Annotated in this window: 24 protein-coding genes; 16 read left to right on the top strand and 8 right to left on the bottom strand. The window is 64.4% G+C overall.

Going from position 1 to position 24156, the window contains the following annotated elements; translation table 11 throughout:
* Nucleotide 1 precedes the first annotated feature (1 nt).
* Genes A4R29_RS20930 through A4R29_RS20915 form a run of 4 tightly spaced genes read left to right on the top strand, consistent with a single transcriptional unit; the run spans nucleotide 2 to nucleotide 3302 of the window.
* Entirely contained in the window at nucleotides 2–706 is a 705-nt protein-coding gene (locus tag A4R29_RS20930) for an ABC transporter ATP-binding protein (protein ID WP_063172783.1), read from the top strand.
* Nucleotides 707–711: 5 nt separating this feature from the next.
* A complete protein-coding gene (locus A4R29_RS20925; RefSeq protein ID WP_063172782.1) occupies nucleotides 712–1593 on the top strand; it encodes a branched-chain amino acid ABC transporter permease in 882 nt (293 codons plus the stop codon).
* 4 nt (nucleotides 1594–1597) lie between these two features.
* On the top strand, nucleotides 1598–2227 hold the full coding sequence (locus A4R29_RS20920; protein ID WP_063172781.1) for an FMN-binding negative transcriptional regulator: 630 nt from the start codon (nucleotides 1598–1600) through the stop codon (nucleotides 2225–2227).
* Nucleotides 2228–2255: 28 nt separating this feature from the next.
* Nucleotides 2256–3302 (top strand): ornithine cyclodeaminase, encoded by a 1047-nt coding sequence (locus A4R29_RS20915; RefSeq protein WP_063172780.1) that lies wholly within the window; start codon nucleotides 2256–2258, stop codon nucleotides 3300–3302.
* Between the two features lie 12 nt (nucleotides 3303–3314).
* Here A4R29_RS20915 and A4R29_RS20910 read toward each other — a convergent pair whose 3' ends face one another.
* From A4R29_RS20910 to A4R29_RS20895, 4 genes are all read right to left on the bottom strand, one after another.
* Nucleotides 3315–4418: an alcohol dehydrogenase family protein gene (locus A4R29_RS20910; protein ID WP_013530321.1), complete on the bottom strand. Its 1104-nt coding sequence runs from the start codon at nucleotides 4416–4418 to the stop codon at nucleotides 3315–3317.
* Between the two features lie 8 nt (nucleotides 4419–4426).
* The gene (locus A4R29_RS20905) at nucleotides 4427–5806 is read right to left on the bottom strand and encodes an aspartate aminotransferase family protein (RefSeq protein ID WP_027162227.1); all 1380 of its coding nucleotides are present in this window, start codon (nucleotides 5804–5806) and stop codon (nucleotides 4427–4429) included.
* A 32-nt stretch (nucleotides 5807–5838) separates the two neighbouring features.
* Nucleotides 5839–7332, bottom strand: a complete 1494-nt coding sequence (locus A4R29_RS20900) for an NAD-dependent succinate-semialdehyde dehydrogenase (protein ID WP_027162226.1) — start codon at nucleotides 7330–7332, stop codon at nucleotides 5839–5841.
* Between the two features lie 130 nt (nucleotides 7333–7462).
* Nucleotides 7463–7954, bottom strand: coding sequence for an Lrp/AsnC family transcriptional regulator (locus A4R29_RS20895; RefSeq protein WP_013530324.1), 492 nt, complete (start codon nucleotides 7952–7954; stop codon nucleotides 7463–7465).
* Between the two features lie 81 nt (nucleotides 7955–8035).
* Between A4R29_RS20895 and ehuR the strand changes: the two genes are divergently transcribed.
* From ehuR to A4R29_RS20840, 11 genes are all read left to right on the top strand, one after another.
* Nucleotides 8036–9421, top strand: a complete 1386-nt coding sequence (gene ehuR, locus A4R29_RS20890) for a MocR-like ectoine utilization transcription factor EhuR (RefSeq protein WP_063172779.1) — start codon at nucleotides 8036–8038, stop codon at nucleotides 9419–9421.
* A gap of 126 nt (nucleotides 9422–9547) precedes the next feature.
* The gene (ehuA, locus tag A4R29_RS20885) at nucleotides 9548–10339 is read left to right on the top strand and encodes an ectoine/hydroxyectoine ABC transporter ATP-binding protein EhuA (protein ID WP_013530326.1); all 792 of its coding nucleotides are present in this window, start codon (nucleotides 9548–9550) and stop codon (nucleotides 10337–10339) included.
* 86 nt (nucleotides 10340–10425) lie between these two features.
* Nucleotides 10426–11277, top strand: coding sequence for an ectoine/hydroxyectoine ABC transporter substrate-binding protein EhuB (gene ehuB, locus A4R29_RS20880; RefSeq protein WP_013530327.1), 852 nt, complete (start codon nucleotides 10426–10428; stop codon nucleotides 11275–11277).
* Between the two features lie 157 nt (nucleotides 11278–11434).
* Nucleotides 11435–12094 carry an ectoine/hydroxyectoine ABC transporter permease subunit EhuC gene (gene ehuC / locus A4R29_RS20875; protein ID WP_013530328.1) on the top strand — a complete coding sequence of 220 codons (660 nt, stop codon included), beginning with the start codon at nucleotides 11435–11437 and terminating at the stop codon, nucleotides 12092–12094.
* Nucleotides 12095–12128: 34 nt separating this feature from the next.
* On the top strand, nucleotides 12129–12788 hold the full coding sequence (ehuD, locus tag A4R29_RS20870) for an ectoine/hydroxyectoine ABC transporter permease subunit EhuD (protein WP_024502312.1): 660 nt from the start codon (nucleotides 12129–12131) through the stop codon (nucleotides 12786–12788).
* Nucleotides 12789–12791: 3 nt separating this feature from the next.
* Nucleotides 12792–13568, top strand: coding sequence for an ectoine utilization protein EutA (eutA, locus tag A4R29_RS20865; protein WP_063170120.1), 777 nt, complete (start codon nucleotides 12792–12794; stop codon nucleotides 13566–13568).
* A gap of 9 nt (nucleotides 13569–13577) precedes the next feature.
* Complete coding sequence (eutB, locus tag A4R29_RS20860) at nucleotides 13578–14570, top strand: hydroxyectoine utilization dehydratase EutB (protein ID WP_167355184.1); 993 nt, start codon at nucleotides 13578–13580, stop codon at nucleotides 14568–14570.
* A complete protein-coding gene (gene eutC / locus A4R29_RS20855; RefSeq protein WP_063172778.1) occupies nucleotides 14567–15559 on the top strand; it encodes an ectoine utilization protein EutC in 993 nt (330 codons plus the stop codon). The genes eutB and eutC overlap by 4 nt, the downstream gene beginning before the upstream one ends.
* Before the next feature lie 129 nt (nucleotides 15560–15688).
* Nucleotides 15689–16867 carry an ectoine hydrolase DoeA gene (doeA, locus tag A4R29_RS20850; protein ID WP_063172777.1) on the top strand — a complete coding sequence of 393 codons (1179 nt, stop codon included), beginning with the start codon at nucleotides 15689–15691 and terminating at the stop codon, nucleotides 16865–16867.
* A 5-nt stretch (nucleotides 16868–16872) separates the two neighbouring features.
* Nucleotides 16873–17871, top strand: a complete 999-nt coding sequence (gene doeB / locus A4R29_RS20845; RefSeq protein WP_024502317.1) for a N(2)-acetyl-L-2,4-diaminobutanoate deacetylase DoeB — start codon at nucleotides 16873–16875, stop codon at nucleotides 17869–17871.
* A gap of 471 nt (nucleotides 17872–18342) precedes the next feature.
* A complete protein-coding gene (locus tag A4R29_RS20840) occupies nucleotides 18343–18597 on the top strand; it encodes a DUF768 domain-containing protein (RefSeq protein WP_013530335.1) in 255 nt (84 codons plus the stop codon).
* A gap of 70 nt (nucleotides 18598–18667) precedes the next feature.
* Here A4R29_RS20840 and A4R29_RS20835 read toward each other — a convergent pair whose 3' ends face one another.
* From A4R29_RS20835 to A4R29_RS20825, 3 genes are all read right to left on the bottom strand, one after another.
* On the bottom strand, nucleotides 18668–19786 hold the full coding sequence (locus tag A4R29_RS20835) for a DmpA family aminopeptidase (protein ID WP_063172776.1): 1119 nt from the start codon (nucleotides 19784–19786) through the stop codon (nucleotides 18668–18670).
* Nucleotides 19787–19790: 4 nt separating this feature from the next.
* Nucleotides 19791–21422 (bottom strand): exodeoxyribonuclease VII large subunit, encoded by a 1632-nt coding sequence (gene xseA / locus A4R29_RS20830; RefSeq protein ID WP_063172775.1) that lies wholly within the window; start codon nucleotides 21420–21422, stop codon nucleotides 19791–19793.
* Nucleotides 21423–21505: 83 nt separating this feature from the next.
* A complete protein-coding gene (locus tag A4R29_RS20825; protein WP_013530338.1) occupies nucleotides 21506–22462 on the bottom strand; it encodes a LysR substrate-binding domain-containing protein in 957 nt (318 codons plus the stop codon).
* Nucleotides 22463–22640: 178 nt separating this feature from the next.
* Between A4R29_RS20825 and A4R29_RS20820 the strand changes: the two genes are divergently transcribed.
* The gene (locus tag A4R29_RS20820) at nucleotides 22641–22931 is read left to right on the top strand and encodes a DUF1127 domain-containing protein (RefSeq protein WP_013530339.1); all 291 of its coding nucleotides are present in this window, start codon (nucleotides 22641–22643) and stop codon (nucleotides 22929–22931) included.
* A gap of 160 nt (nucleotides 22932–23091) precedes the next feature.
* Here the strand turns inward: A4R29_RS20820 and A4R29_RS20815 are convergent, their stop codons facing one another.
* Nucleotides 23092–24138, bottom strand: coding sequence for a DUF937 domain-containing protein (locus tag A4R29_RS20815; protein ID WP_063172774.1), 1047 nt, complete (start codon nucleotides 24136–24138; stop codon nucleotides 23092–23094).
* Nucleotides 24139–24156: the final 18 nt, after the last annotated feature.

Below are 24156 nucleotides of genomic sequence, written 5' to 3'. Positions count from 1 at the left end.
CATGCTGAGCGTCGAAGCCCTGAAAATCCGGTACGGCGAGGTCGAGGCGGTGCGCCGCGTCGACCTCGCCGTCGACAGCGGCGAGATCATCGCCCTGGTCGGCGCCAACGGCGCCGGCAAGAGCTCGACGCTCGGCGCCGTCGCCGGGCTGGTGCCGGCGGCATCCGGCAAGGTGGTCTTCGACGGTGTCGACATCACCGGCCTGGCGCCGGAGGCGATCGCCCGCAAGGGCGTCGCGCTGGTTCCGGAAGGCCGCCGCATCTTCGCCAGCCTGACGGTGGCCGACAATCTGCGTCTCGGCGGCGCGGTGCATCAGCCGGCGGCCGAGGCGCGGCTGCGCGAAGAGGAGATGCTGGAGCTGTTCCCGATCCTGCGCCGCTACCACCGCGTCAAGGGCGGCAATCTGTCGGGCGGCGAACAGCAGATGCTGGCCATCGCCCGCGCGCTGATGGGCAAGCCGCGCATGATCCTGCTCGACGAGCCCTCGCTCGGCCTCGCCCCGCAACTGATCGACACCGTCTTCGATCTGATCGCCGAACTGCGCCGCAAGGGCCTGACCATCCTTCTGGTCGAACAGAATGTGGCGCTGGCGCTCGAAATCGCCGACCGCGCCGTCGTGCTCGCCAATGGCGGGGTGGTGCTGTCGGGCACGGCAAAAGAACTCGCCTCTTCGGACCTCGTCCGCCAGGCCTATCTGGGAGCTTAAGAAGCATGATCGCGCAGCAGATCATCAATGCGGTAAGCCTCGGCGGCGTCTATGCGCTGCTGGCGCTCGGGCTGGCGATCGTCTTTTCCATCGTCGGCCTCATCAACTTCGCCCATGGCGAACTGATGACGCTGTCGGGCTATGCGCTGCTCGCCTCGCTGGTGCTTGGCTTTCCGTTCCCCGTAGCCGTGCTTGTCGCCGTGTCCTGCGGCGCGCTCGCCGCTGTCGCCATGGAGCGCATCGCGTTCAGGCCGATGCGCGGCGCCAGCGTCACCAGTCTGTTGCTGACCAGCTTCGCTGTCTCCAGCCTGCTGAAGGTCGTCTTCCAGAACGGCATCTCGGCGCGGCCGCAGGCTGTCGCCATGCCTGGCTGGATGACCGGCGCTTTCTCCTTCGGCGATTTCACCATCGGCGTCGGTCCCAGCATCTCCATCGTCGTCTCCGCACTGGCGCTGATTGCGCTGGAAGTCTTCCTGCGCCGCTCGGTGACCGGGACGGCGATGCGTGCCGCAGCGGAGGATTTCGACGTCGTGCGCCTGATGGGCATTCCGGCCAGCCGCATCATCGCCACCGCCTTCCTGCTCTCCGGCCTGCTCGCCGGGGTGGCGGCCATGCTGTGGGTGGCGCAGCGTGCCTCGGTCGACCCGCTGATGGGTTTCACGCCGGTGCTGAAGGCGTTTATCGCCGCCGTCGTCGGCGGGCTCGGCAGCTTGCCCGGTGCTGTCGCCGGCGGCTTCCTGCTCGGCATCATCGAGGTGCTGCTGCAAGCGACATTGCCGGGAGCGATCGCGCCCTATCGCGACGCCATCGTGCTGTCGGGCGTCATCGCCGTGCTGCTGGTTCGTCCGCAAGGCCTGATCCCGGCGGTTCGCGCCCAGCGAAGCTGACCTGATGTATACCAAGCCCGAGTTCGCGCCACTGTCGCGCGACGAGGTGTTCGGCCTGATCGAGGCCGCGGCCTTTGCCACGGTGGTGACAGCGGGACCGCAGGGCCTTGTCGTCTCTCATCTTCCCTTCGTGCTCGATCGCGCGCGGGGTGAAAACGGAACGCTGGTCTCGCATCTCGCCCGGGCCAATCCGCACAGCACCTTGATCAGCGAAGGCAGGGAGACGATCGCTGTTTTCCACGGCCCGCATGGCTACATCTCGCCGTCCTGGTATCCGCGCAATCCGGTGCGCGACAGCGCGCCGACCTGGAACTTTGCCGTCGTGCATTGTCATGGACATCCGGTGCCGCTCGACGATCACGGCACCGCCCGGCATCTCCTGCAGCTTGTCGACGTGCTGGAGAAGGATCGCGACGATCGCTGGCGCACGCGTGAGCTCGGACCAGGCGGCATGGAGCGGCGCATACCTGGTATCATAGGGTTTGACCTGCCGATCGGGCGGCTCGAAGCCAAGTTCAAGATGGGCCAGGATGAGCGCCACTACGACACAGGCGGAGCCATCAGGGTGCTGGAGCAAAACGATCCGGCGCTGGCAACGATGATGAAGGCACACAACGCGCATCGCCAGGACTGACCGCCTGCATGCGGCAAGGAAAAGAAAAATGATCCCCAATCTCAACATCGTGCCCTTCGTCAGCGTCGACCATATGATGAAGCTGGTGCTGAAGATCGGCGTCGAACGCTTCCTCGTCGAAGTCGCCGACTACATCGAGGATGATTTCCGCCGCTGGGAGCTGTTCGACAAGACGCCGCGCGTCGCCTCGCACAGCGCCGAGGGTGTCATCGAACTGATGCCGACCAGCGACGGCGAGGTCTACGGCTTCAAATATGTCAACGGCCATCCCAAGAACATGCGCGAGGGACGCCAGACCGTGACCGCCTTCGGCATGCTCGCCGACGTCCACAATGGCTACCCGGTATTGCTGTCCGAAATGACCATCCTGACGGCGCTGCGCACGGCGGCGATGTCGGCTCTGGCCGCCAAGTACCTGGCGCCGGCCGGCTCCAGCTGCATGGCGCTGATCGGCAACGGCGCCCAGGCCGAATTCCAGGCGGTGGCCTTCAAGGCGCTGCTCGGCGTCGACAGGCTGAGGCTTTACGATATCGACCGCACGGCCACCGAAAAATGCATCCGCAATCTCGCCGATCTAGGCTTGGACATGGTCGCCTGCGGCACCGCGCAGGAGGCGGTCGAGGGGGCTGACATCATCACCACCGTCACCGCCGACAAGCAGTACGCCACCATCCTCACCGACAACATGGTCGGCTCCGGCGTGCACATCAACGCGGTCGGCGGCGACTGTCCCGGCAAGACCGAATTGCATCGCGATATCCTGCTGCGCTCAGACATCTTCGTCGAATACCCGCCGCAGACCCGCATCGAGGGCGAGATCCAGCAGCTTGCGCCGGATCATGAGGTGATCGAGCTGTGGCAGGTGATGTCAGGCGCCGTGCAAGGCCGGCGCGATTCCGGCCAGATCACGCTGTTCGATTCGGTCGGCTTTGCCATCGAGGATTTTTCGGCGCTGCGCTATGTCAGGGATCAACTGCGCTCGACCGGCCTCTACCAGGAACTCGACATGCTGGCCGACCCCGACGAAACGCGCGATCTGTTCGGCATGCTGTTGAGGGCGGCCCAGCAGGGTTGAGGCATAGAGTGTTCAGCCAGCCGAACCCCACATGGCATCCGGCACCACCACCAGCTTGCCGACGAAATCCTTGGCAATGAAATCCGCCTGCGCATGGTGGAAATCGGAGAGCTTGTAGACGCCACCGACCAGCGGCCGGATTTTCTTCGCCTCGATGTAACCAACGATGCGACGGAAATCCGCGCGCGTGCCCTGGCTCGAACCATGCAACTGCAACTGCTTGAGATACATGGTTCTGAGATCGAGTTGCACGACCGGACCGGCAATCGCGCCCGCGGTCGTGTAGCGGCCTTCGGGCCTGAGAATACGCAAGAGGTCGTTGAAGATCGCGCCGCCGACCAGGTCGGCCACCACGTCGATCGGTTGGCCGCCGGTCGCTTCAATCACGGCTTGCGGCAGGTCTGCGACGCCACGGGTGATGACCGCCTCGGCGCCGATGTCCAGCACCGCCTGTTCCTTGCCCTTGCCGACGACGGCATAGGGAATGGCGCCGCGCGCCCGTGCCAGTTGCACGATGCCGGAACCGACGCCGCCCGAGGCGCCGGTGACCAGCACGCGCTCGCCGGCCTTCAAGCCGGCGCGCTCCAGCATCTGTTCACCGGTCAGGTAAGCGCAGCAGAAGGTGGCGAGTTCGACGTCGCTCATGTCGGTATCGACGACATGCGCATTCTCGGCCGGCACGGCCTGGTATTCGGCGTAGCCGCCGTCGCGGCCGTGGCCCATATAGTCGATGTCGGCGAGCGAATCGTCGTCGCGATTGTAGATGGAGAAATCGACCATCACCCGTTCGCCGATACGCTCCGGCGACACGCCTTCGCCGACGGCGGCGATGGTACCGACGGTGTCGGTGCCCTGGATGCGCGGGAAAACAAGCGTGTTGCCCTGGCGCCGCCATGTCGACACGGCGGCAGCGTCCTCCTCCGTGCCATAGGCGCCCTGGCGCACCCAGACATCGGTGTTGTTCATGCCGCAAGCGCTGACCTTGACCAGCACTTCACCTGGCGCAGGCGCGGGCACTTTCACATCGCTACGGTAGACGAGTTTTTCCGGCCCGCCGTGCCCGACAAGCAGCACGGCGGCCATGGTGGCGGGGAGGGTTCTGGTCATGGCATTCATAGTCGATCTCAGAGATTGGCAAACACGCTCTTGACCGCATCGGCGGTCTTCGACACGACGATGTCGGCTTCCTCGCGGGTCAGGCAGAGCGGCGGCGCGAAGCCAAGAATGTCGCCCTGCGGCATGGCGCGGCCGATGACGCCGCTTGCGGCAAGCGCTGTCGCCACCTGCGGTCCGATCTTCTGCGAAGCGTCGAAGAACACCCGGTCGTCCTTGTCGGCAACGAATTCCACCGCTGCCAGCATGCCGTCGCCGCGGACGTCACCGACATTCCTGTGGCCGCCGACCGCCTTGGCCAGCTCGGCGCGGAAATAGGCGCCGGTCTCCTTGGCATTTGTCACAAGATCCATCTCGTCGATCAGCTCGAGATTGGCCACACCGGCGGCAACGCAGATCGGATGTGCCGAATAGGTCCAGCCATGACCGAGCGAACCGAGCTTGTCGGAACCCTCAACCAGCACCTGCCACATCTTTTCGGCGACGATGACGCCCGACAGCGGCGCATAGGCCGATGTCAGGCCCTTGGCGATGGTGATCAGGTCCGGCTTGATGCCGTAATGGTCGGAGCCGAACATGGTGCCCAGTCGGCCGAAGCCCGTCACCACTTCGTCGGCGACCAGAAGCACGTCGTACTTCTTCAACACCGCCTGGATCTTTTCCCAATAGCCGGCCGGCGGCGGCACGATGCCGCCGGTGCCGAGGATCGGCTCGCCGATGAAGGCAGCGACGGTTTCCGGGCCTTCGGCCAGGATCATCTCCTCGAGCTTGTCGGCACAATGCTGCGAAAACTGCTCCTCGCTCATCGAGCGGTCGGCGCGGCGGAAGTAGTAGGGTGCCTCGGTGTGCAGGATCGGCGCGCGCGGCAGGTCGAAGGCGTTGTGGAACAGGTCGAGCCCGGTCAGCGATCCCGTCATCACGCCCGAGCCGTGATAGCCGCGCCAGCGCGAAATGATCTTCTTCTTCTCCGGCCGGCCGAGCACGTTGTTGTAGTACCAGATCAGCTTGATGTTGGTTTCGTTGGCATCCGAACCGGAGAGGCCGAAATAGACCCGCGACATGCCCTGCGGCGCGCGATCGATGATCATCTTGGCCAGCGTGATCGAGGCCTCGGTACCGTGGCCGACATAGGCGTGGTAATAGGCGAGGTTCTTCGCCTGGGCGGCGATGGCGTCAGCGATCTTCTGGCGGCCGTAGCCGACATTGACGCAATAGAGCCCGGCGAAGGCATCGAGGCTCTTCCTGCCATTGTTGTCCCACACGGTGACGCCTTCACCGCCGGCCATGATGCGTGTCGGGCTTTCGCCCCGCGCATGCGTGCCCATATGGGTCGAGGGATGGAAGAAGTGGTCGCGATCCCAGGCGGCGAGTTCGTTGGACTGGTCGAGCATTTTTTGACTCCTTTAGGGATGGCAGGACGAACCTAGGCGACGTCCAGACAGAGATACTTCAGATCGGTGAAGGCTTCGAGCCCGTGGCGCGAGCCTTCGCGCCCGATGCCCGATTGCTTGACGCCGCCGAACGGGATCGGCGCGCCGGTGATCTTGACGCGGTTGATGGCGACCATGCCGTAGTCGAGCGCGCGGCCCATGCGCTGCTGCCGGCCACCATTCTCGGTCACGACATAGGCGACGAGGCCATACTCGGTGGCGTTGGCGCGGGCAATCACGTCATCCTCGCTGTCGAACGGCGTCACGGCGGCAACCGGGCCAAACGTCTCCTCGCGCATGATCAGCGCTTCGTCACTGACATCGGCCAGCAGCGTCGGCTGGTAGAACAGCGGGCCGGCCTGGTGCCGCTTGCCGCCGGTGAGGCAGCGCGCGCCGTGAGCGATGGCATCGGCGACCTGTTCCTCCACCTTCTTGATGGCGCGCTCATGCATCAGCGGCCCGATGTCGATCTTCTCGGCAAGGCCATTGCCGGTCCGCAGCGTCTCGATGCGCTTGGCGAAGGCGGCGCAGAACCGATCGTAGATCGGACGCTGGACGTAGATGCGGTTGGCGGCGAGGCAGTCCTGGCCCGACGTGGCGAATTTGGCGTCGATGGCGATATCAACCGCTTTGTCCAGATCTGCATCGGCAAAGACGATCAGCGGGGCATGACCGCCAAGCTCCATCACCAGCCGCTTCATGGTCGGCGCGCTCTGGGCGGCGATCAGCCGGCCGATCTCGGTCGAGCCGGTGAAGCTCATGGCACGCACGCGCGGATCTTCGCACATCCGGCCGACGATCGTCGAAGCCTTGCCGGTGACGATGTTGAAGACGCCCACGGGCAGGCCGGCGCGTTCGCCGAGTTCGGCCAGCGCCAGCGCCGACAGCGGCGTTTCCGAGGACGGATGCGCGACGATGGTGCAGCCGGCGGCAAGGGCGGCGGCTGCCTTACGGGTCAGCATGGCCGACGGAAAATTCCACGGCGTGACGACGCCGACGACGCCGAGCGGCTCGCGCCGCACCATCATCTCGGCGTTCGGGAGATGGCTGGTGACGCTCTCGGCGTTCAGGCGTTTTGCTTCTTCGGCATACCATTCGACGAAGGAGGCGGCGTAGTCGATCTCGCCCAGTGATTCCTGCAGTGGCTTGCCCTGTTCAAGCGTCATCAGCAGAGCCAGATCATCCTTGGCGCCGACGATCAGCTCGAACCATTTTCGTAAAATTGTCGAGCGCTCCTGCGGCAACAGCGCCCGCCAGGCCGGGAAGGCGCGCGCCGCGGCATCGATCGCCTTTGTCGTCTGCCGGCCATCGAGCGCGGCGACGAAAGCGACGGTCGTGCCGGTGGCCGGATCGGTGACCTCGAAGCTTTCGGCAGCCTCGCTTGCGGTCCAGTGGCCATCGACATAGGCGAGTTCGCGCAGCAGCCGGCGGTCGGCGAGGCCGTCGAGCGCTTCATGGCGATGCGAGCGGGCGAAATGCGCGGACATGGTCAAGGCCTCCCGGTTCGGACTGATGCGGGAAGACTATCCGCCCGATGCAGATAGAGAGGCTGTTTGGAAGTCCTGGCGTAGAGAGACTCTCTCTATCGGGTTGCCCGGCGAGAGAATCTCTCCGCTCCTATGACGACGCCGGCAAAAGCTCTGCGATGGGCAGCGCCACCTCGTCCTTCACGGTCTTGATGACGATGTAGGTGAAGTAACGATCGATGCCGATCTCGCGGTCCAGCAAGCCATCGACCAGCCGCTGATAGGCGTCGATGTCGCGCGCCATTACCTTCAACAGATAGTCGACGCCGCCGCCGACAGACCAGCAGGCGACGATCTCGGGAACATCGCGTATAACGCGCTCGAAGCGGTCGAAATCGGCCTGGCGGTGGTTGGCCAGCGTCACCTCCATCAGCACGGTGGCAACGGGTGCCACGACGCGCATGGCGATCCTGGCGTGATAGCCCGAGACGATGCCGGCCTTTTCCAGCTTGCGCAACCGCATCCAGCACGGCGTCGGAGACAGGCCGACCTGCTCGGCCAGCGCCAGCTTGGTGATGCGCCCGTCGCGCTGGATGGCGTCGAGGATTTTCAGGTCGATCGGGTCGAGTTTCGCTGATGTCATCAGGGCTCACTTTTTCGTCGAGTACCATGACGGCGCATTATTTCGATTGTCAATTGCACTGATTTCGATCTCTAATAAGTCATGACATTGTGGCAACCCGATCCCGCGCTTATCCGGCGGCCGGCCTATCAGTCGCTGGCCGACCAGTTCGCGCGCGCCATCCATGACGGACGCCTTGCCAATGGCGCGCGGTTGCCGACCCATCGCAGGCTGGCCGACGACCTCAAGCTTTCGGTGCAGACGGTCAGCCGCGCCTATGAGGAACTGATCCGGCGCGGCCTGATTTCGGGCGAGATCGGCCGCGGCAGCTTCGTCCAGACGCAGCGCCGCGAGCCCGAGCCGCCCTATCTGCCGGAGCGGCTCGGTGAAGTCATCGACCTTTCGATCCTGAAACCGGTCTGCGAGCCGATGCATCTTGAGCGGCTGAAGCAGGCACTGGGATGGCTGGCTGAGAACCTGCCGTCGAGTTCAGCACTTTCGTTCCGGCCCAACATGGTGTTTCCCCGCCACCGCGCGGTGGCGGTCGAATGGTTGAGACTGTGCGGCCTCGATGCATCGCCGCAGAACGTCAGCCTGACCAACGGCGCCACCGCCGGCATGACAGTGGCGCTGATGAGCGTCGCGCCGCCGGGCTCTACGGTCGCCACGGAGGCGATCGGCCACCATACGCTGGTGCCGTTGGCACGCTATCTCGGCTTCAACCTGGAAGGCCTGCCGATCGACGACAACGGCCTGATTCCGGAAGCGCTGGACGAGGCCTGCCGGCTTTCCGACATCCGCGCGGTCTTCGTGCAGCCCTCGGTCATCAATCCGACGGCGGCGCTGATGGATGCGCGGCGGCGAGAAGAGATCGCGGCGGTTGCGCGCAAGCACGATATCGCCATCATCGAGAACGATGTGCTGGGTCCGCTGGTCGAAGACCGGCCGCCGCCGGTTGCCGCGTTCGCGCCGGAGCGCACGCTCTACGTCACCTCCTTCACCAAGATCACCGTGCCCGGCCTGCGCATCGGCTATCTGGCCGCACCCGACCGCTACGTCGCCGCCGTCGCCAACCGGCATCTGGTTTCGAACTGGATGGCGACGCCGCTGGTGGCCGAGATCGCCACCAAATGGGTGACCGACGGCACGGCGATGGAGCTTGTCCACTGGCAGCGCGCGGCTTTGCGGCGCCGGCAGGATATTGCAGCGCAGGTGCTGGCGGGGGTCGACTATCGCGCCCGGCGAGACGGGCTGCATGTCTGGCTTCAACTGCCCGCGGACCGTGCCGAGGAAAGCTTTGTCGCCCAGGCCCGCCTGCAAGGCGTGGCTATCGCGCCCGGAACATCCTTCCGTATTTCGGGTGCGCCCTGGCACCCGGCGGTGCGTATTTCGCTGGGTTCGACCACCGAGGGGGAACTGCGCGCCGGCCTCGGCGTTGTCACCAAGCTGCTGCTTGGCGATCCGGAGCATCTGCTGCTCGCAATCTAGGTCCGGTTTGCCCGGAAATTGTGCGGAATCAGAATAATTGTCATGATATTATTTTCCCAATTGACATGATTTGGCGCGTTCCGCATCGTTAAGGGGCATAGGCTTCTCCAGCACGGGGAAATACATTTGTCCGCATCAGCGCCCATCATCAAGATCGACAGCATCTCGAAAAGCTTCGGCAGCTTCAAGGTGCTGGACGGCCTGTCGATGCAAGTCATGCCCGGCGAGAAGCTGGCACTGATCGGCCCGTCGGGTTCGGGCAAGACGACGATCCTGCGCATCCTGATGACGCTGGAGCGCATCGATGGCGGTCATATCCAGATCGACGGCGAGCAGCTCTATCACATGGAGCGCAATGGCCAGCTGTTGCCCGCCGATGAGCGGCATCTGACAAGGATGCGCCAGAAGATCGGCATGGTGTTCCAGCTGTTCAACCTGTTTCCGCACAAGTGCGTCATGGACAATGTCACGCTGGCGCCGATGCTGACCAAGGGCACGCCGCGTGCCGCCGCCGAAAAGCGGGCGATGGAACTGCTCGAAATGGTCGGCATGGCCGACAAGGCCAAGAACATGCCGGCGCAGCTGTCCGGTGGACAGAAGCAACGCGTGGCGATCGCTCGGGCGCTGGCGCTGTCGCCGAAGATCATGCTGTTCGACGAGGTGACGTCGGCGCTCGATCCAGAGCTGGTCGAGGAGGTGATGAACGTCATGCGCAAGCTCGCCGCCGAGACCGACATGACCATGCTGCTGGTCACCCACGAGATGGGCTTTGCCCATGATTTCGCCGACCGGGTGCTGTTCTTCGATCGCGGCAGGATCGTCGAAGAAGGCAAACCGGACGAGATTTTCCGCAATCCCAAGCAGGAGCGCACGCAAGGTTTCCTGAAGAAGATCATCGCGGCCGGACATCGGGTCTGACCGCAATGCCAGGGCGACGAAGTCGTCCCGAGGCGGCGAGGGCCGCCATGCAACAAAGCAAGACAAGAAACAAGGAGTTGGGAACAATGAACAAACTTGGCATTCTGGCCGGCGTTGCCGGTCTTGCACTGACGGCGGTGCTGGCCGCCTCGATCCCCGGTTCGGCCGATGACAGCAAGCTCGAGCAGCTCAAGGCGCAAGGTTTCGCCCGCCTCGCCATCGCCAACGAGCCGCCCTATACGGCGGTCGCCGCCGACGGCAAGGTTTCGGGTGCCGCGCCTGATGTGGCCCGCGAGATATTCAAGCGGCTCGGCGTCGCCGACGTTGCCGCTTCGATCTCCGAATATGGCGCCATGATCCCCGGCCTGCAGGCCGGTCGCTTCGATGTCGTCACCGCCGGCCTGTTCATGAAGCCGGAGCGCTGTGCTGCGGTCGCCTATTCGGAACCCGTGCTGTGCGACGCCGAGGCGATGCTGGTGAAGAAAGGCAATCCAAAGGGTTTCAAGAGCTATGAGGATGTCGCCAAGGATACGACTGCGACCATCGGCGCGCCGGGCGGCGGCACCGAGGAGAAGCTCGCGCTCAATGCCGGCGTGCCACGCGATCGCGTCATCGTCGTGCCGGATGGCCAGAGCGGCGTGAAGATGCTCCAGGATGGCCGCATCGACGCTTATTCGCTGCCCGTCCTGTCGATCAATGATCTGGTCAAGAAGGCCAACGATCCGAACCTCGAAGTCATCGCTCCGGTGCAGGGCGCACCGGTCTATTGCGACGGCGCCGCTTTCAAGAAGGGCGACGAGGCACTGCGCGACGCCTTCGATGTGGAACTGGCCAAGATGAAGAAATCAGGCGAGTTCGCCAAGATCATCGAGCCCTACGGCTTCTCGGCGGCAGCCGCGATGTCGACCAGCCGCGACAAGCTCTGCGCGGCGAAGTGATCCTTCCTTCTCCCCGTTCAACGCGGAGAAGGTGTCACGAAGTGACGGATGAGGGGCGGCGCCATACCTTCGCAATTTCGCGCCGCCCCTCATCTGCCTGCCGGCATCTTCTCCCCGTAAACGGGGAGAGGGAGCTAAACCCAACGTTGGAAACCGAATGACCCAGTGGTCCGGCTATTTCGGCCTGATATTGCAGGGAGCGCTTGTCACCATCGAGCTGACGCTGATGGGGTCGGTGCTGGCGCTGATCATGGCCTTCCTCGCCGGCATGGGGCGCGTGTCGCGCTTCTTTGCGCTGCGTTGGTTGGCCACCGCCTACATCGAGTTCTTCCGCGGCACCTCGATCTTCGTGCAGTTGTTCTGGGCCTATTTCGTGCTGCCCTTCATCGGCATTTCGCTGACCCCGTTGCAGGCCGGCGTGCTGGCGCTCGGCCTCAATGTCGGCGCCTACGCCGCCGAAGTGGTGCGCGGTGCCATCCAGTCGATCGGCCGCGAACAGTATGAGGCCTGCACAGCGCTCAATCTCGGCCGCTGGCAAGGCATGCGCCACATCATCCTGCCACAGGCGCTGCTGGTGATGCTGCCGACCTTTGGCAACAATGCCATCGAATTGCTCAAGGCGACCGCCGTGGTGTCGCTGATCTCGCTCACCGACCTGACCTTCCAGGCGCAGGTGGTGCGCGCCCAGACCGGCAACACCCTGGTGCCGTTCACCACCATCCTGATCATCTATTTCATCCTCGCCCTGCTCATCTCGTGGGGCGTGCGCTCGCTGGAACGACGCATGGCGCGCGGCCTCGACGGGGTGCGTGCCTGATGGCCAACTCCCTTCTGATAAATTGGGCCTACTGATGGAATGGGATTGGAATTTCGTCTGGGAAATCATGCCAACGCTGATCCAGGGCGTGAAGATCACCATCCTGGCGACGCTGCTCGGCTCGGTGCTGGCGGCGATCGTCGGGCTTGGCATTGCGCTGGCGCGCCGCTCGCCCAACAAGGCGTTGTCGCGCACGGTCGGCTGGGCGGCTGAATTCATCCGCGGCACGCCGCTGCTGGTGCAGCTCTATTTCATCTTCTACGTGCTGCCCGACATCGGCATCCTGCTGCCGCCGCTGGTCGCCGGTGTCATCGGGCTCGGGCTGCATTACGGCACCTATACGGCCGAGGTGTATCGTGCCGGCATCGACAATGTGCCGCGCGGCCAATGGGAGGCCGCCAAGGCGTGCAATTTGAGCGCCAGTCAGACCTGGACCCACATCATCGTTCCGCAGGCTATCCCACCGATGATTCCGGCGCTCGCCAATTACTTTATCGCCATGTTCAAGGAAACGCCGCTGCTGTCGGCGATCACCGTGCTGGAACTGATGAACCAGGCCAAAAGCGTCGCCAACACCTACTATCGCTATATCGAGCCGATCACCCTGGTCGGTGCTTTCTTCCTGGTCATCAGTCTGTTTTCGGTCGTGTTGCTGCGCTGGCTGGAACGCCGCTACGGCAAGATCGAGAGGTAACCGATGAAACCCTTGCCCGAGATCAAGGTGTATCCGAAACGGCCGGCACTGGATGCGCGTCCGCTGGAGCGGCGCATCGGCCTGATCATCCTGGCCACCGACCACACCAGCGAGCCGGATTTCCGCCGCATGGTGGCGAGCGAACGCGTCGGCGTCTATGTCGCGCGCATTCCCTATGCCAACCCGACGACGCCCGAAAACCTGCGCAAGATGCAGCCGGCGCTGACGGCGGGCGCGGCCCTGATCCTGCCGGATGAGCCACTCGATGCCGTCTGCTATTCCTGCACTTCGGCCTCGGTGGTGATCGGCGATGCCGAGATCGAGGCGGCGATCCAGGTCGCAAAGCCCGGCGTGCCGGTAATCACCCCGCCGATGGCGGGCGTGCGCGGGCTGCGTGCGCTGGGCGCAAGCAAGATCAGCATCCTCACTCCCTACACGGTCGAGACATCCAGGCCGATGGCCGCCTATTTCGCGGCGCACGGCTTCGAGATCGCCAGCTTCACCTGCCTCGGTTTCGAGGACGACCGCGAGATGGCGCGCATCGCACCGGCGGCCCTCGTCGAACTGGCGCGTGAGGCGACCGACACCAGCGCCGATGCGCTGTTCGTCTCCTGCACGGCGCTGCGTAGCGCCCTCGCGGTCACCGGAATGGAAAAAACTATTGGACGTCCCGTGGTGACCAGCAACCAGGCGACCGCCTGGAATTGTCTGCGGCTGTGCGGAGATGACACGCCGCGTCCCGAATTCGGCCGTCTGATGACGCAGCCATTTGCCGCCTGATTGATGATCATGACACAGGTCACTCTTGAGCACATTCGCGCCGCGCATGAGCGCATTGCCGGCAAGGTCGAGCGCACGCCGACCGTGCTGTCCCAAAGTCTTTCCGAAGAGCTGGGCGTCCCCGTCCACCTCAAGCTCGAACACCGGCAGACCACCGGCAGCTTCAAGCTGCGCGGCGCCTCGAATGCCGTCGCTTCGCTCAGCACCGCGGAGAAGACGCGTGGCGTGGTCGCGGCCTCGACCGGCAACCACGGCCGCGCGCTGGCGCATGCGGCGAAGCTTGAGGGCATGCGCGCCGTGATCTGCATGTCGCGGCTGGTGCCTGAAAACAAGCTCGACGGGATCCGCCGGCTGGGCGCGGAGGTTCGCATTATCGGCAACAGCCAGGACGATGCCCAGCAGGAGGTCGATCGGCTGGTGGCGCAAGAGGGGCTGGTTATGCTGCCGCCCTTCGACCATCCCGACATTGTCGCCGGGCAAGGCACGCTCGGGCTTGAGATGATAGAACAGGTCCCGGATGCCGCCCTCGTCCTGGTGCAGTTGTCGGGTGGCGGGCTCGCCTCAGGCGTTGCCGCGGCCATCAAAGGCGTCAGCCCCGGCACAAAGATCATCGGTGTCTCGATGGCGCGTGGCGCGGCGATGAAGGCCAGCCTCGATGCCGGCCGCCCGGTGCTGGTGGAAGAATTGGCAACGCTGGCGGATTCGCTCGGCGGCGGAATCGGCCTCGACAACCGGCTGACCTTCGCCATGTGCCGCGACCTGCTCGATGGTATCGTCCTGCTTAGCGAGGACGAGATCGCCGCCGGCATCCGTCACGCCTATGCGCGCGAACGCGAAATCGTCGAGGGCGCCGGCGCGGTCGGCATCGCCGCGCTGCTCGCCGGCAAGGTCAGGTCGGACGGGCCGGTGGTCGTGCTTCTCTCCGGCCGCAACATCGATATGGACGCGCACCGCAGGATCGTCTGCGGCGAGGCGCCATCGCTCAAGGAGCACGCCGCATGAGCCGGATGACGATCCTCACCGAGCAAGAATTGCGCGTGATCGTGACACTCGATCTCGATGCCGTCGCCTGCGTCGAAAACGCCTTCCGTGCGCTTGCCACCCTGCCGGTGGCGATGCCGCCGATCCTGCGGCTCGACATTCCCGAGCATCGCGGCGAGGTCGACGTGAAGACCGCCTACGTGCCTGATATCGACGGTTTCGCCATCAAGATCAGCCCCGGCTTCTTCGACAATCCGAAGCTCGGCCTGCCCAGCGTCAACGGCATGATGGTGCTGCTGTCGTCCAAAACCGGCCTGGTCGAAGCACTGCTGCTCGACAACGGCTATCTCACGGATATCCGAACCGCTGCTGCCGGCGCCGTCGCCTCCAAACATCTGTCGCGGCAGGACTCGTCAGTTGCCGCGATCTTCGGCGCCGGCGTCCAGGCCGGGTTGCAATTGGAAGCCCTTATGCTGGTGCGGCCGATTGCCGAGGCGCGCATCTGGGCGCGCGATGTGGCAAAGGCCGAGGCAACCGCCGGAGCCCTGCGCGAAAAGCTCGGCATTCTCGTGCATGCCGAGCCCGACGCGGCAAACGCAGTTGTCGGCGCCGACATCATCGTCACCACCACGCCTTCGACCGAGCCGCTGATCAAGGCGGGTTTCGTTTCCGCCGGCCAGCACATCACGGCGATGGGCTCCGACGCCGAGCACAAGAACGAGATCGCGCCGGCAATCCTGCGCATGGCCGATCTCTATGTCGCGGACAGCGCCCGTCAGACGCGGCGGCTGGGTGAGCTGCATCACGCCATCGCGGCGGGCGTGATGGCCGCTGAGGAAGAGGTGACCGAACTTGGCCAGATTATCGCCGGTAAACGGCACGGTCGGCGCTCGGCCAGCGACATCACCATCGCCGATCTGACCGGCACCGGCGTTCAGGATACGGCGATAGCTACGTTCGCCCGCGATCGGGCGCGGGTGGCCGGTTCCGGGGCCATTTTCGAAAGCTGATGCTGGCCAAGGCGTGATCCGGAAAAGTGGGAACCGGTTTTCCGAAAGATCACGCCCAAACAAGAACGACGGGCCGGTTTCAACGAAGTTGAAACAGGCTCAAGGCCCAACAAACGAGGACCAAGAACAATGCAACCGAACCTGAGATTCTCGCGCGGCGAATATGCGGATCGCCTCGCCAAGACACGCAAAGCCATGGAGGTGAAGGGCGTCGATCTTCTTGTTATCAGCGACCCGTCCAATATGGCCTGGCTGACCGGCTATGACGGCTGGTCGTTCTACGTGCATCAGGCGGTTATCGTGCCGCCATCGGGCGAGCCGGTCTGGTACGGCCGCGGCCAGGACGCCAACGGTGCCAAGCGCACTGCCTATCTCGCGCATGATAACATCGTCGGCTATGCCGATCACTATGTGCAGTCGACCGAGCGCCACCCGATGGATTTTTTGGCCAGCGTGCTTGCGGATCGCGGCTGGGGCAAGCTGACAGTCGGCGTTGAGATGGACAATTACTGGTTCTCGGCCGCCGCCTTCGCATCGCTGCAGAAGCATTTGCCCAATGCCCGCTTTGTCGATGCCACCGCGCTGGTCAACTGGCAGCGCGCGATCAAGAGCCCGACCGAGATCGACTATATGCGCAAGGCGGCTCGCATCGTCGAGGCGATGCACCAGCGCATCTTCGACAAGATCGAGGTCGGCATGCGCAAATGCGATCTCGTTGCCGAAATCTATGATGCCGGCACGCGCGGCGTCGATGGCATCGGCGGCGACTATCCGGCGATCGTGCCGCTGCTGCCGTCGGGTGCCGATGCCTCGGCGCCGCATCTGACTTGGGACGACAGACCGATGAAGCGGGACGAGGGCACCTTCTTCGAGATCGCCGGCTGCTACAACCGCTATCACTGCCCGCTGTCGCGCACCGTCTTCCTCGGCAAGCCGACGCAGGAATTCCTCGATGCCGAGAAGGCGACGCTGGAAGGTATGGAAGCGGGGCTGGCCGCGGCCAAACCCGGCAACGCCTGTGAGGACATCGCCAACGCCTTCTTCGCCGTGCTGAAGAAGTATGGCATCGTCAAGGACAACCGCACCGGCTATTCGATCGGACTGTCCTATCCGCCGGACTGGGGCGAGCGCACGATGAGCTTGCGTCCCGGCGACCGCACCGAACTCAAGCCCGGCATGACCTTCCATTTCATGACCGGCCTGTGGCTGGAAACGATGGGACTGGAGATCACCGAGTCCATCCTGATCACCGAAACCGGTGTGGAGTGCCTGGCCAATGTGCCGCGTAAGCTGGTGGTGAAGGATTGAGCCCGATGTCGAATCTACGCTCATCACCGGTCGCGCCGACCGTCGATTTCGACCGCGACGGCGTCCAGCACGGCTTCCTGCGCTTGCCCTACAGCCGCGACGATTCCGCGTGGGGCTCGGTGATGATCCCGATCTGCGTCATCCGCAACGGCAACGGGCCGGCAGCTCTGCTGTCCGGCGCCAACCATGGCGATGAGTATGAGGGGCCGCTGGCCCTCTACGATCTCGCCAGGACCCTCGATCCCAGGCAAGTCAGCGGCACGGTGATCATCGTGCCGGCAATGAACTATCCGGCGTTCCGCGCCGGCACGCGCACCTCGCCGATCGACAAGGGCAACATGAACCGCAGCTTTCCCGGCCGGCCGGACGGGACGGTGACCGAGAAGATCGCCGATTATTTCCAGCGTGAGCTGCTTCCCCGCGCCGACATCGTGTTCGACTTCCACTCCGGCGGCAAGACGCTGGACTTCGTGCCGTTCTGCGCGGCGCACACTTTGCCCGACAAGGCGCTGGAACAGAAAGCCTTTGACGCGGTCGCGGCCTTTGCCGCTCCGTTCTCGATGCGCATGATCGAGATCGACGCCGTCGGCATGTACGACACGGCAGCCGAGGAGATGGGCAAGGTCTTCGTCAGCACCGAACTTGGCGGCGGCGGCACGTCGCGCGCGCAAACCGTGCGGATCGCGAGGCGCGGCATTCTCAACGTGCTGCGTCATGCCGGCATTGTAGATGGTGCGGTCGAGAAGACTCGAACCCAGTGGCTCGACATGCCGTCGGGCGATTGTTTCTCGTTCGCCGAAGACGACGGCATGATCGAAACCATGGTCGATCTCGGTGAGCCCGTCAAAGAAGGCTCGGTGCTGGCGCGCATTCATTCCACCGGCCGCACCGGCGTCGCTCCGCAGGAGATCCGGGCAAAAATGTCGGGCATGCTTGCGGCGCGGCATTTCCCCGGGCTGGTTAAGGCCGGCGACTGCGCGGCGGTGGTGGCTGTGCACGTCTGAGCGGCTCCGCCGGGGCCTGCTCCACCCGGTTCGGGTCCATCGTCACTTGTTCTGCGTCCGTCGCGGAGCCCTTCGGCGCGGCGGAAAGAAGCAGGATGGCGGGCGGAGTCGACATTGCAGGAGGATGTCACTATATAGCGGCGGCTTCGACCCGCGCGCCCGAGGGCAGCACCTCGAAGCAACTGTGAATGTGTAGTGTTTTGCGCCATCTATTGTGACGGAAATCGGCTCGGAAACCGGAAAAAAGCAAATAGAAACAGTGGCGCAGCGCTGGGTGTGACCCAGCCAACGGTACCGACCCCTCCAGAATCAGAAAATGCCCTTGACCCCTCGATTTCCTATGGCTCTGTGGACCTTGGACGGCATTGGCTTGCCGGCTGACCGCGACTCGGCTGGAATGGGGACATGCATCCTTTGCGGGATGTCGACGTTTATGATTACCAACCGGCTTTGCCGCCAGGGAACAGCAGTATGAGCGAACACGCCATCGAATTCTTGCGGGGATGGATCGGCGAAAAAGTCCATTGCCAGTCCTCCCAGGCAAGGATCGACAAGCAGGCCGAAACCTTGGCCAAGGAGTGCGCCGCCGAGGCGGCCGAGGTCGGCATTCCGCTGGAGGATATCCAGGAAGAAGTCGGCGATATCCAGGAACTTATCGCATCCCGGCTTGAGGAAGCGGCCGAGGCGGAAGAAAGCCAGCAGGCCCCCAGAAAAGCCGCGGAATGATCAAAGCCGCCGAATGATCGCATAGCGGCGACATTGTTGCAGCGCGGGCTTCTGGCCCGCGTTTTTGTCTTCAGCCAAACGTCTCCTTCAGCCACGTCTTCGGCAGCGCCGGCACGAAATTCCCGTCGCGTCCGGTCATATCGTCATTGGCAACCAGCGCGTTGAGGATTGCTTCCTCTACGGTCTGGATCACCGCATCGAAAAACGGATCGATGTCGGTATCGGGAATAAAATCGGCACTGGCGATGCGGCCGGATGGCGCCCGCGCGGCGCTCGCATTGGCGGTCGAGAAGGCGATGAAAATGTCGCCTGAACTGTGATACCCGAAGCCTCCGGTCATGGCGACGCCAAGCGGCACCCGTCGGGCCAGCCGCTTCATCTGATGCGGCAGGAACGGTGCGTCGGTGGCGATGACGGCGATGATCGAACCCTTTTCGGCGCGCGGTGTGCCTTCGCGGACAGCCGGTTCGACGAGTTGCGGCCCGGCGCGCAGGCCGCGAATGGCAATATTGCGCCGTTTGCCAAAATTGGACTGCACGAAGGCGCCGACCGTATAGGCACGGCCGTGCCATTCGACGATGCGCGATGCCGTGCCGGAGCCGGCCTTGAAGCCGAAGGTGATCATGCCGGTGCCGCCGCCGACGCTGCCTTCCTCGATCGGTCCGCCGGCGGCACCGTCGAGGGCCTGCGCAACATGCTCCGACGTCAAATGGTGGCCGTTGATGTCGTTGAGGAAGCCGTCATAGGTCTCCGCCGCCACCGGCAGTCCCCAGCCGCTGTCGAGCGCCGCCGGCAGCACGCTTTGCATCCAGCGCAGCGTGCCGTCGCGGGAAACACCGCAGGAATGCGTGTTGGTGACGGTGATCGGGAAGTTGAAAGCGCCGGTTTCCTCGACGATGTGCGAGCCGGTCAGTTCGCCGTTTCCGTTCTGGCTGAAGATCCCGGCGAAGACCGGGTTGGCGAGGTCGGCAAGCGGCCTGGGCAGGATCGCGGTCACGCCGGTGCGCACCGGTCCCTTGCCGACGACAAGCGTGCCATCGCCCGAGATCAGCGTCGCATAGCCGACCGCGACGCCGGGCACATCGGTGATCGCGTTGAACGGTCCAGGCCGTCCGTCGAAGCCGATGCCGAAATTTCGCGCGCGCGGTTTGCCTGAGGGCGTTGCCAGATGATGCGGATTGTCGGTCATGGTGTCAGAATAGGGATCCCTGATTGCCAGGCTCTTTGGCCTTGGCCGCCGGCTTGGCCACGGCTTTCGGTTTTGCCGTGCCGCTGATTGCCACCGCATCGGCGGTCCCGTCGGCGAACTCGAGCGAAAGCGCCATTCCCGACGCCACGTCGGCAGCCTGCTTGACGACGGCGCCGTCCGCATCCCTCACCAGCGCAAAGCCGCGGGCCAGGACGGCCTTGTGCGACAGCGACGCCATCAACCTGTCGGCCTGGACGACGCGGCCGCGCAGGCGCTCCAGCCTGAGCACCACTGCTTGCGTGCCGCGTCTTGTCAAAGCTGTCAGCAAATCCCTCTGCACGCGTTGCCGCCGTGCCGTCGGCTCGATCGTGATTCGGCCTTGCAGCATGGCCAATTGCTGCTTGTGCCGCTGCAGCGATGCCCTTGCACATTTTGGCAATTGATCCGCCGCCCGGTTAAGCTCCGCACGCCGGGCTCTTGCCATCGCACGCAGTGCCCCTTGTGCTCGCAAAAGATTGCGTTCGTTGGTGCGCCGGGCCTCTGCAATGCGCTGCGACAGCATTGCCGGTGTCAGTTTCACGGCAAAAAACCTTGCACGCTTGCGTTCGGTGGAGACCAACAGGCCCCGGCCGAGCCTGGATGTCGCCTCATCGAGGCGCCGGCGCGGCAGCGCCAGCAATTGATCGGGCGAGGGCAGAGCCCGGGCGGCGGCACGGGCGGCCTGCCGCTTGCGCTCGAAATTGCGCAGCACCGCCGCTTTCAGCCGCGCACCGAGGCTGGCAAGCGTTGCTTCGAGGTCGGCCTTCACCGGCACGGCGATTTCGGCCGCGCCTGTCGGTGTCGGCGCTCGCACGTCGGCAACGAGGTCGATCAGCGTCCAATCGGTCTCGTGGCCGACAGCCGAGATCACCGGAATGCCGGAAGCGGCAACCGCGCGGGCGAGCGCCTCGTCGTTGAACCCCCAGAGGTCTTCGAGGCTGCCGCCGCCACGCGCCACGATCAACAGATCGGGCCGCTGGATGGCGCCATCCCATGCCAGCGCGTTGAAGCCGTTGACCGCGGCAGTCACTTCCGCGCCTGACGTCTCGCCCTGAACACGCACCGGCCAAACCAGGATGTGCAGCGGAAAGCGGTCCTTGATGCGGTGGATGATGTCGCGGATGACGGACCCTGTCGGCGAGGTGACGACGCCGATGACGCGCGGCATGAACGGCAGCAGTCGCTTGCGGCCGGTGTCGAACAGACCCTCGGCCTGTAGCCGCCGCTTGCGCTCTTCCAGCAGCGCCATCAGGGCGCCGGCGCCGGCAGGCTCCAGATTGTCGATGACGATCTGGTAGTTGGATTTGCCGGGATAGGTGGTGAGCTTGCCGGTGGCGATCACCTCCATGCCCTCTTCGGGACGGAACTTCAGCCGGCTCATCGTGCCTTTCCACACCACGGCGTCGAGCCGCGCGCGGTCGTCCTTCAGCGCGAAATAGGCATGACCTGAGGAATGCGGCCCGCGATAGCCTGATATCTCGCCACGCACCCGCACATTGCCGAAAACGTCCTCGACCGTGCGCTTCAGCGCGCCGGAAATCTCGCTCACCGTATATTCGGCGGCGTTGGTGCGTGATTCGGATGCTGCTTCGCTCATCGGCCGATTGGGGAACGGTTGGGCGCCCGCGTCAAGGCGGTTGCGTCGGGCCAGCCGTTCATAACCCGCACACCTGGCCCTGCCTACCAGCCGGGCAGGATCTGGTTCGGCTTGGTTCGCCGCAGCTTGGTGAAGGCGAGCGCTGCGAAATCGAACGTTCCGGGGTCTTCGCCGACCGGCACCGAGATGTTGTCCAGGCTTTCCGAAATATGGCGGGCGAGCGCATCGACGATCTCCGGCCGCGACGTCTGGCCGCGCATGATGCCGATGCGGCAATCGGGCAGGGCGCCGAAGCCGTCGGCTTCGCCCAGCACCCGCATACCGGGTCTGAGCGCGCATTCCGGCAGCACCGAGATTGCCAGCCCGGAAAGCACCGCGGCGGTGATGACGGTGGCCGAGAAACTGGTGAACAGGATACGATAGTCGCGGTTCTGCTGGTCGAGCACATCGACGGCGGCGCGCCGCCAGATGCAGTTCGGCCGGCCGAAGGCCATCGGCAGCGTTTCCTGCTCATGCGTTGCATGGTTGGCCGAGGTGACCCACAGCAGCGGTTCGCGCCGCACCACCTCCGACTGGCCGCGCACGTCGTTGTGCGTCACCAGCGCTAGATCGAGATTGCCGCGCTTGATATGCTCGACCAGCCCCGGCGTCGGCTCGCAGATGACGGTGAGTTCGACGCGCGGATTGGAGCGGGTGAACCGTGCCATGATCTCGGGCAGGAAACGGTCGGCGTAGTCGTCGGGCGTGCCGATGCGGATCGTGCCTTCGAGCCGCCGGTCGTCGAAGGCCGCCAGGGTCTCGCGGTTGAGATAGAGCAGCCGCCGCGCATAGGAGAGCAGCTTGTCGCCTTCCTCGGTCAGCCTGTTGGTGCGCCCGTCCTTTTCGAACAGCGGCTTGCCGATCCGCTCCTCCAGCCGGCGCATCTGCATCGACACCGCCGACTGGGTCCGGTGCACCTCTTCGGCTGCCCGCGTGAAGCTGCCGGTATCGGCGATCGAGATGAAGGTCTGCAATTGATCGAGATCGAGCGGCGATTTCATCGATATGATCCATCACTGGTGTTGATGGTAAAGATTAGAAACATTCGTTGGATTAATCAATCGGCCGATGGCAAATTGGCATTGTCCACATGAAGGCATGTGAATCGAAGCCGGAACGGCCGCTGTCGCCAGCGCCGATCGCAAGGCTTTGCCCGTTCGAGTCTGAAGGAGACCGACAATGACCACGTTCGATTTCGCCACCGAGACCTCGCGCATCACCTCGCGTCCGGCCGTTGCGACGCGCGTGGCCAACACCGTCTCCAACATCTACCGCGCCTGGAAAAACCGCCGCGCCTTTTATCGCCTTGGCGAGATGTCGGACGCCGAACTCGCCGATATCGGCCTGACGCGCGCCGACCTGCATGTCGCCATCGACGTGCCGTTTGGCCGCGACCCGACGGCGATGTTGCGCGAGATCGCCAGTGATCGCATCGAAACGATCGAGGATTTCGCCCGCAAGGTGGCCTGATCGGTTGCTTGTTGTTTGGGTTGCCGTGAACCTTTTCAGGGTTCGACGCGACTGACGAGTATGCAGGCTCCCACTCCCTGCCGGATCCCCCCGGCCCGCCTGCACTCTGCCCGGTCCTCCCAGGACCGGGCTTTTCTCTTTCTACCTCAGCGAAGACCGCCTACCGCCGGTCCATGTCCCGCTTAAACTGGTCGAAGATTGTCTCCACGCCCTTCTGGTAGTCATCACGCTGCTGGGCGCCGGTTTCGAACATCTTGCCGAACAGGTCGTCGAACGGGTTTTTCGGACGGCCGTTCGGATTGGCCTGTGGCTGCGGTGCCTGACGTTGCGGGGGCGCTTGAGGCTGTTGCGGCGCCGGCTGTCCGCCGGGGATGCCGCCTAAGCCACCGCCACCTTGCCGCAGCATCTCCTCGAAGATTTTCCCCAGCGGATTGTCTCCGTAGGGGCTTTGCGTCTGCTGGGGCTGCGGCTGCGCCCGCCCCTGCGGCTGCGGCTGAGGCGCGCCACCGCCGAACATGTCCTGCAGCACCTTGCCGAGCGGATTGTCGCCGTAGGGATTGGGTGCCGGCTGCGTCTGGCTTTGCGGCTGTGGCTGAGCCGCGCCGCCGCCGAACATGTCCTGCAACACCTTGCCGAGCGGGTTGTCCATCGGGTTCTGGGGCGGCGGCGCCTGGCGCGGCTGCGGCGCCGGGGCCTGCATGCTGCCGCCTTGCCGCATCATCTGCTCGATGATCTCGCCGAGCGGATTGTTGCCGCCGCCGCCAAAACCACCGGCGGCCTGCATCTGGTTTGCCGTCTGCTTGAACAGCCCGCCCATGACCATCGAGGCGATCGCCGGCAGCATCTGCTGCAGGATCTGCTGATTGACGCCGCTGGCTTGCGCCGCCTGGCTGGCCACGGCGCGAGACAGATCCTTCGAACCGAACAGGTGCCCGAGAATGCCGTTGCCCTCATCGACGCCTTGCGGCGAGAAGGCCCGGGTTGCGTCCTCGAAATACTTGGCGTGCTGGCCGCTGGCCATCGCCGTCATGAAGGCGCCGAGCCCATAGGGGTCGGCGGTGTTGCGTTGCAGCCCCTGCGAAAAGGCCGGCAGCAATGCAGCGACCGCGGCTTGCGTCTGCTGCATCGAAAGCCCGTATTGCTGGGCAAGGGCCTGCATGCCATTGCCGTTCTGGGCCTGCGTCAGCATGTCGAACAAGGTGGGCATCGGCGTCTCCTCCGGAAA

Source organism: Mesorhizobium ciceri biovar biserrulae, from assembly GCF_001618845.1.
GTDB classification, from domain to species: domain Bacteria; phylum Pseudomonadota; class Alphaproteobacteria; order Rhizobiales; family Rhizobiaceae; genus Mesorhizobium; species Mesorhizobium ciceri.
This window is presented reverse-complemented; position numbering and strand designations above follow the sequence as displayed.

Excerpts from the sequence above, each read along its gene's own strand:
- A4R29_RS20930 (WP_063172783.1), top strand. The coding sequence starts at position 2 with ATGCTGAGCGTCGAAGCCCTGAAAATCCGGTACGGCGAGGTCGAGGCG.
- A4R29_RS20925 (WP_063172782.1), top strand. The coding sequence starts at position 712 with ATGATCGCGCAGCAGATCATCAATGCGGTAAGCCTCGGCGGCGTCTAT.
- A4R29_RS20920 (WP_063172781.1), top strand. The coding sequence starts at position 1,598 with ATGTATACCAAGCCCGAGTTCGCGCCACTGTCGCGCGACGAGGTGTTC.
- A4R29_RS20915 (WP_063172780.1), top strand. The coding sequence starts at position 2,256 with ATGATCCCCAATCTCAACATCGTGCCCTTCGTCAGCGTCGACCATATG.
- A4R29_RS20910 (WP_013530321.1), bottom strand. The coding sequence starts at position 4,418 with ATGAATGCCATGACCAGAACCCTCCCCGCCACCATGGCCGCCGTGCTG.
- A4R29_RS20905 (WP_027162227.1), bottom strand. The coding sequence starts at position 5,806 with ATGCTCGACCAGTCCAACGAACTCGCCGCCTGGGATCGCGACCACTTC.
- A4R29_RS20900 (WP_027162226.1), bottom strand. The coding sequence starts at position 7,332 with ATGTCCGCGCATTTCGCCCGCTCGCATCGCCATGAAGCGCTCGACGGC.
- A4R29_RS20895 (WP_013530324.1), bottom strand. The coding sequence starts at position 7,954 with ATGACATCAGCGAAACTCGACCCGATCGACCTGAAAATCCTCGACGCC.
- ehuR (WP_063172779.1), top strand. The coding sequence starts at position 8,036 with ATGACATTGTGGCAACCCGATCCCGCGCTTATCCGGCGGCCGGCCTAT.
- ehuB (WP_013530327.1), top strand. The coding sequence starts at position 10,426 with ATGAACAAACTTGGCATTCTGGCCGGCGTTGCCGGTCTTGCACTGACG.
- ehuC (WP_013530328.1), top strand. The coding sequence starts at position 11,435 with ATGACCCAGTGGTCCGGCTATTTCGGCCTGATATTGCAGGGAGCGCTT.
- ehuD (WP_024502312.1), top strand. The coding sequence starts at position 12,129 with ATGGAATGGGATTGGAATTTCGTCTGGGAAATCATGCCAACGCTGATC.
- eutA (WP_063170120.1), top strand. The coding sequence starts at position 12,792 with ATGAAACCCTTGCCCGAGATCAAGGTGTATCCGAAACGGCCGGCACTG.
- eutB (WP_167355184.1), top strand. The coding sequence starts at position 13,578 with ATGACACAGGTCACTCTTGAGCACATTCGCGCCGCGCATGAGCGCATT.
- eutC (WP_063172778.1), top strand. The coding sequence starts at position 14,567 with ATGAGCCGGATGACGATCCTCACCGAGCAAGAATTGCGCGTGATCGTG.
- doeA (WP_063172777.1), top strand. The coding sequence starts at position 15,689 with ATGCAACCGAACCTGAGATTCTCGCGCGGCGAATATGCGGATCGCCTC.
- doeB (WP_024502317.1), top strand. The coding sequence starts at position 16,873 with ATGTCGAATCTACGCTCATCACCGGTCGCGCCGACCGTCGATTTCGAC.
- A4R29_RS20840 (WP_013530335.1), top strand. The coding sequence starts at position 18,343 with ATGAGCGAACACGCCATCGAATTCTTGCGGGGATGGATCGGCGAAAAA.
- A4R29_RS20835 (WP_063172776.1), bottom strand. The coding sequence starts at position 19,786 with ATGACCGACAATCCGCATCATCTGGCAACGCCCTCAGGCAAACCGCGC.
- xseA (WP_063172775.1), bottom strand. The coding sequence starts at position 21,422 with ATGAGCGAAGCAGCATCCGAATCACGCACCAACGCCGCCGAATATACG.
- A4R29_RS20825 (WP_013530338.1), bottom strand. The coding sequence starts at position 22,462 with ATGAAATCGCCGCTCGATCTCGATCAATTGCAGACCTTCATCTCGATC.
- A4R29_RS20820 (WP_013530339.1), top strand. The coding sequence starts at position 22,641 with ATGACCACGTTCGATTTCGCCACCGAGACCTCGCGCATCACCTCGCGT.
- A4R29_RS20815 (WP_063172774.1), bottom strand. The coding sequence starts at position 24,138 with ATGCCCACCTTGTTCGACATGCTGACGCAGGCCCAGAACGGCAATGGC.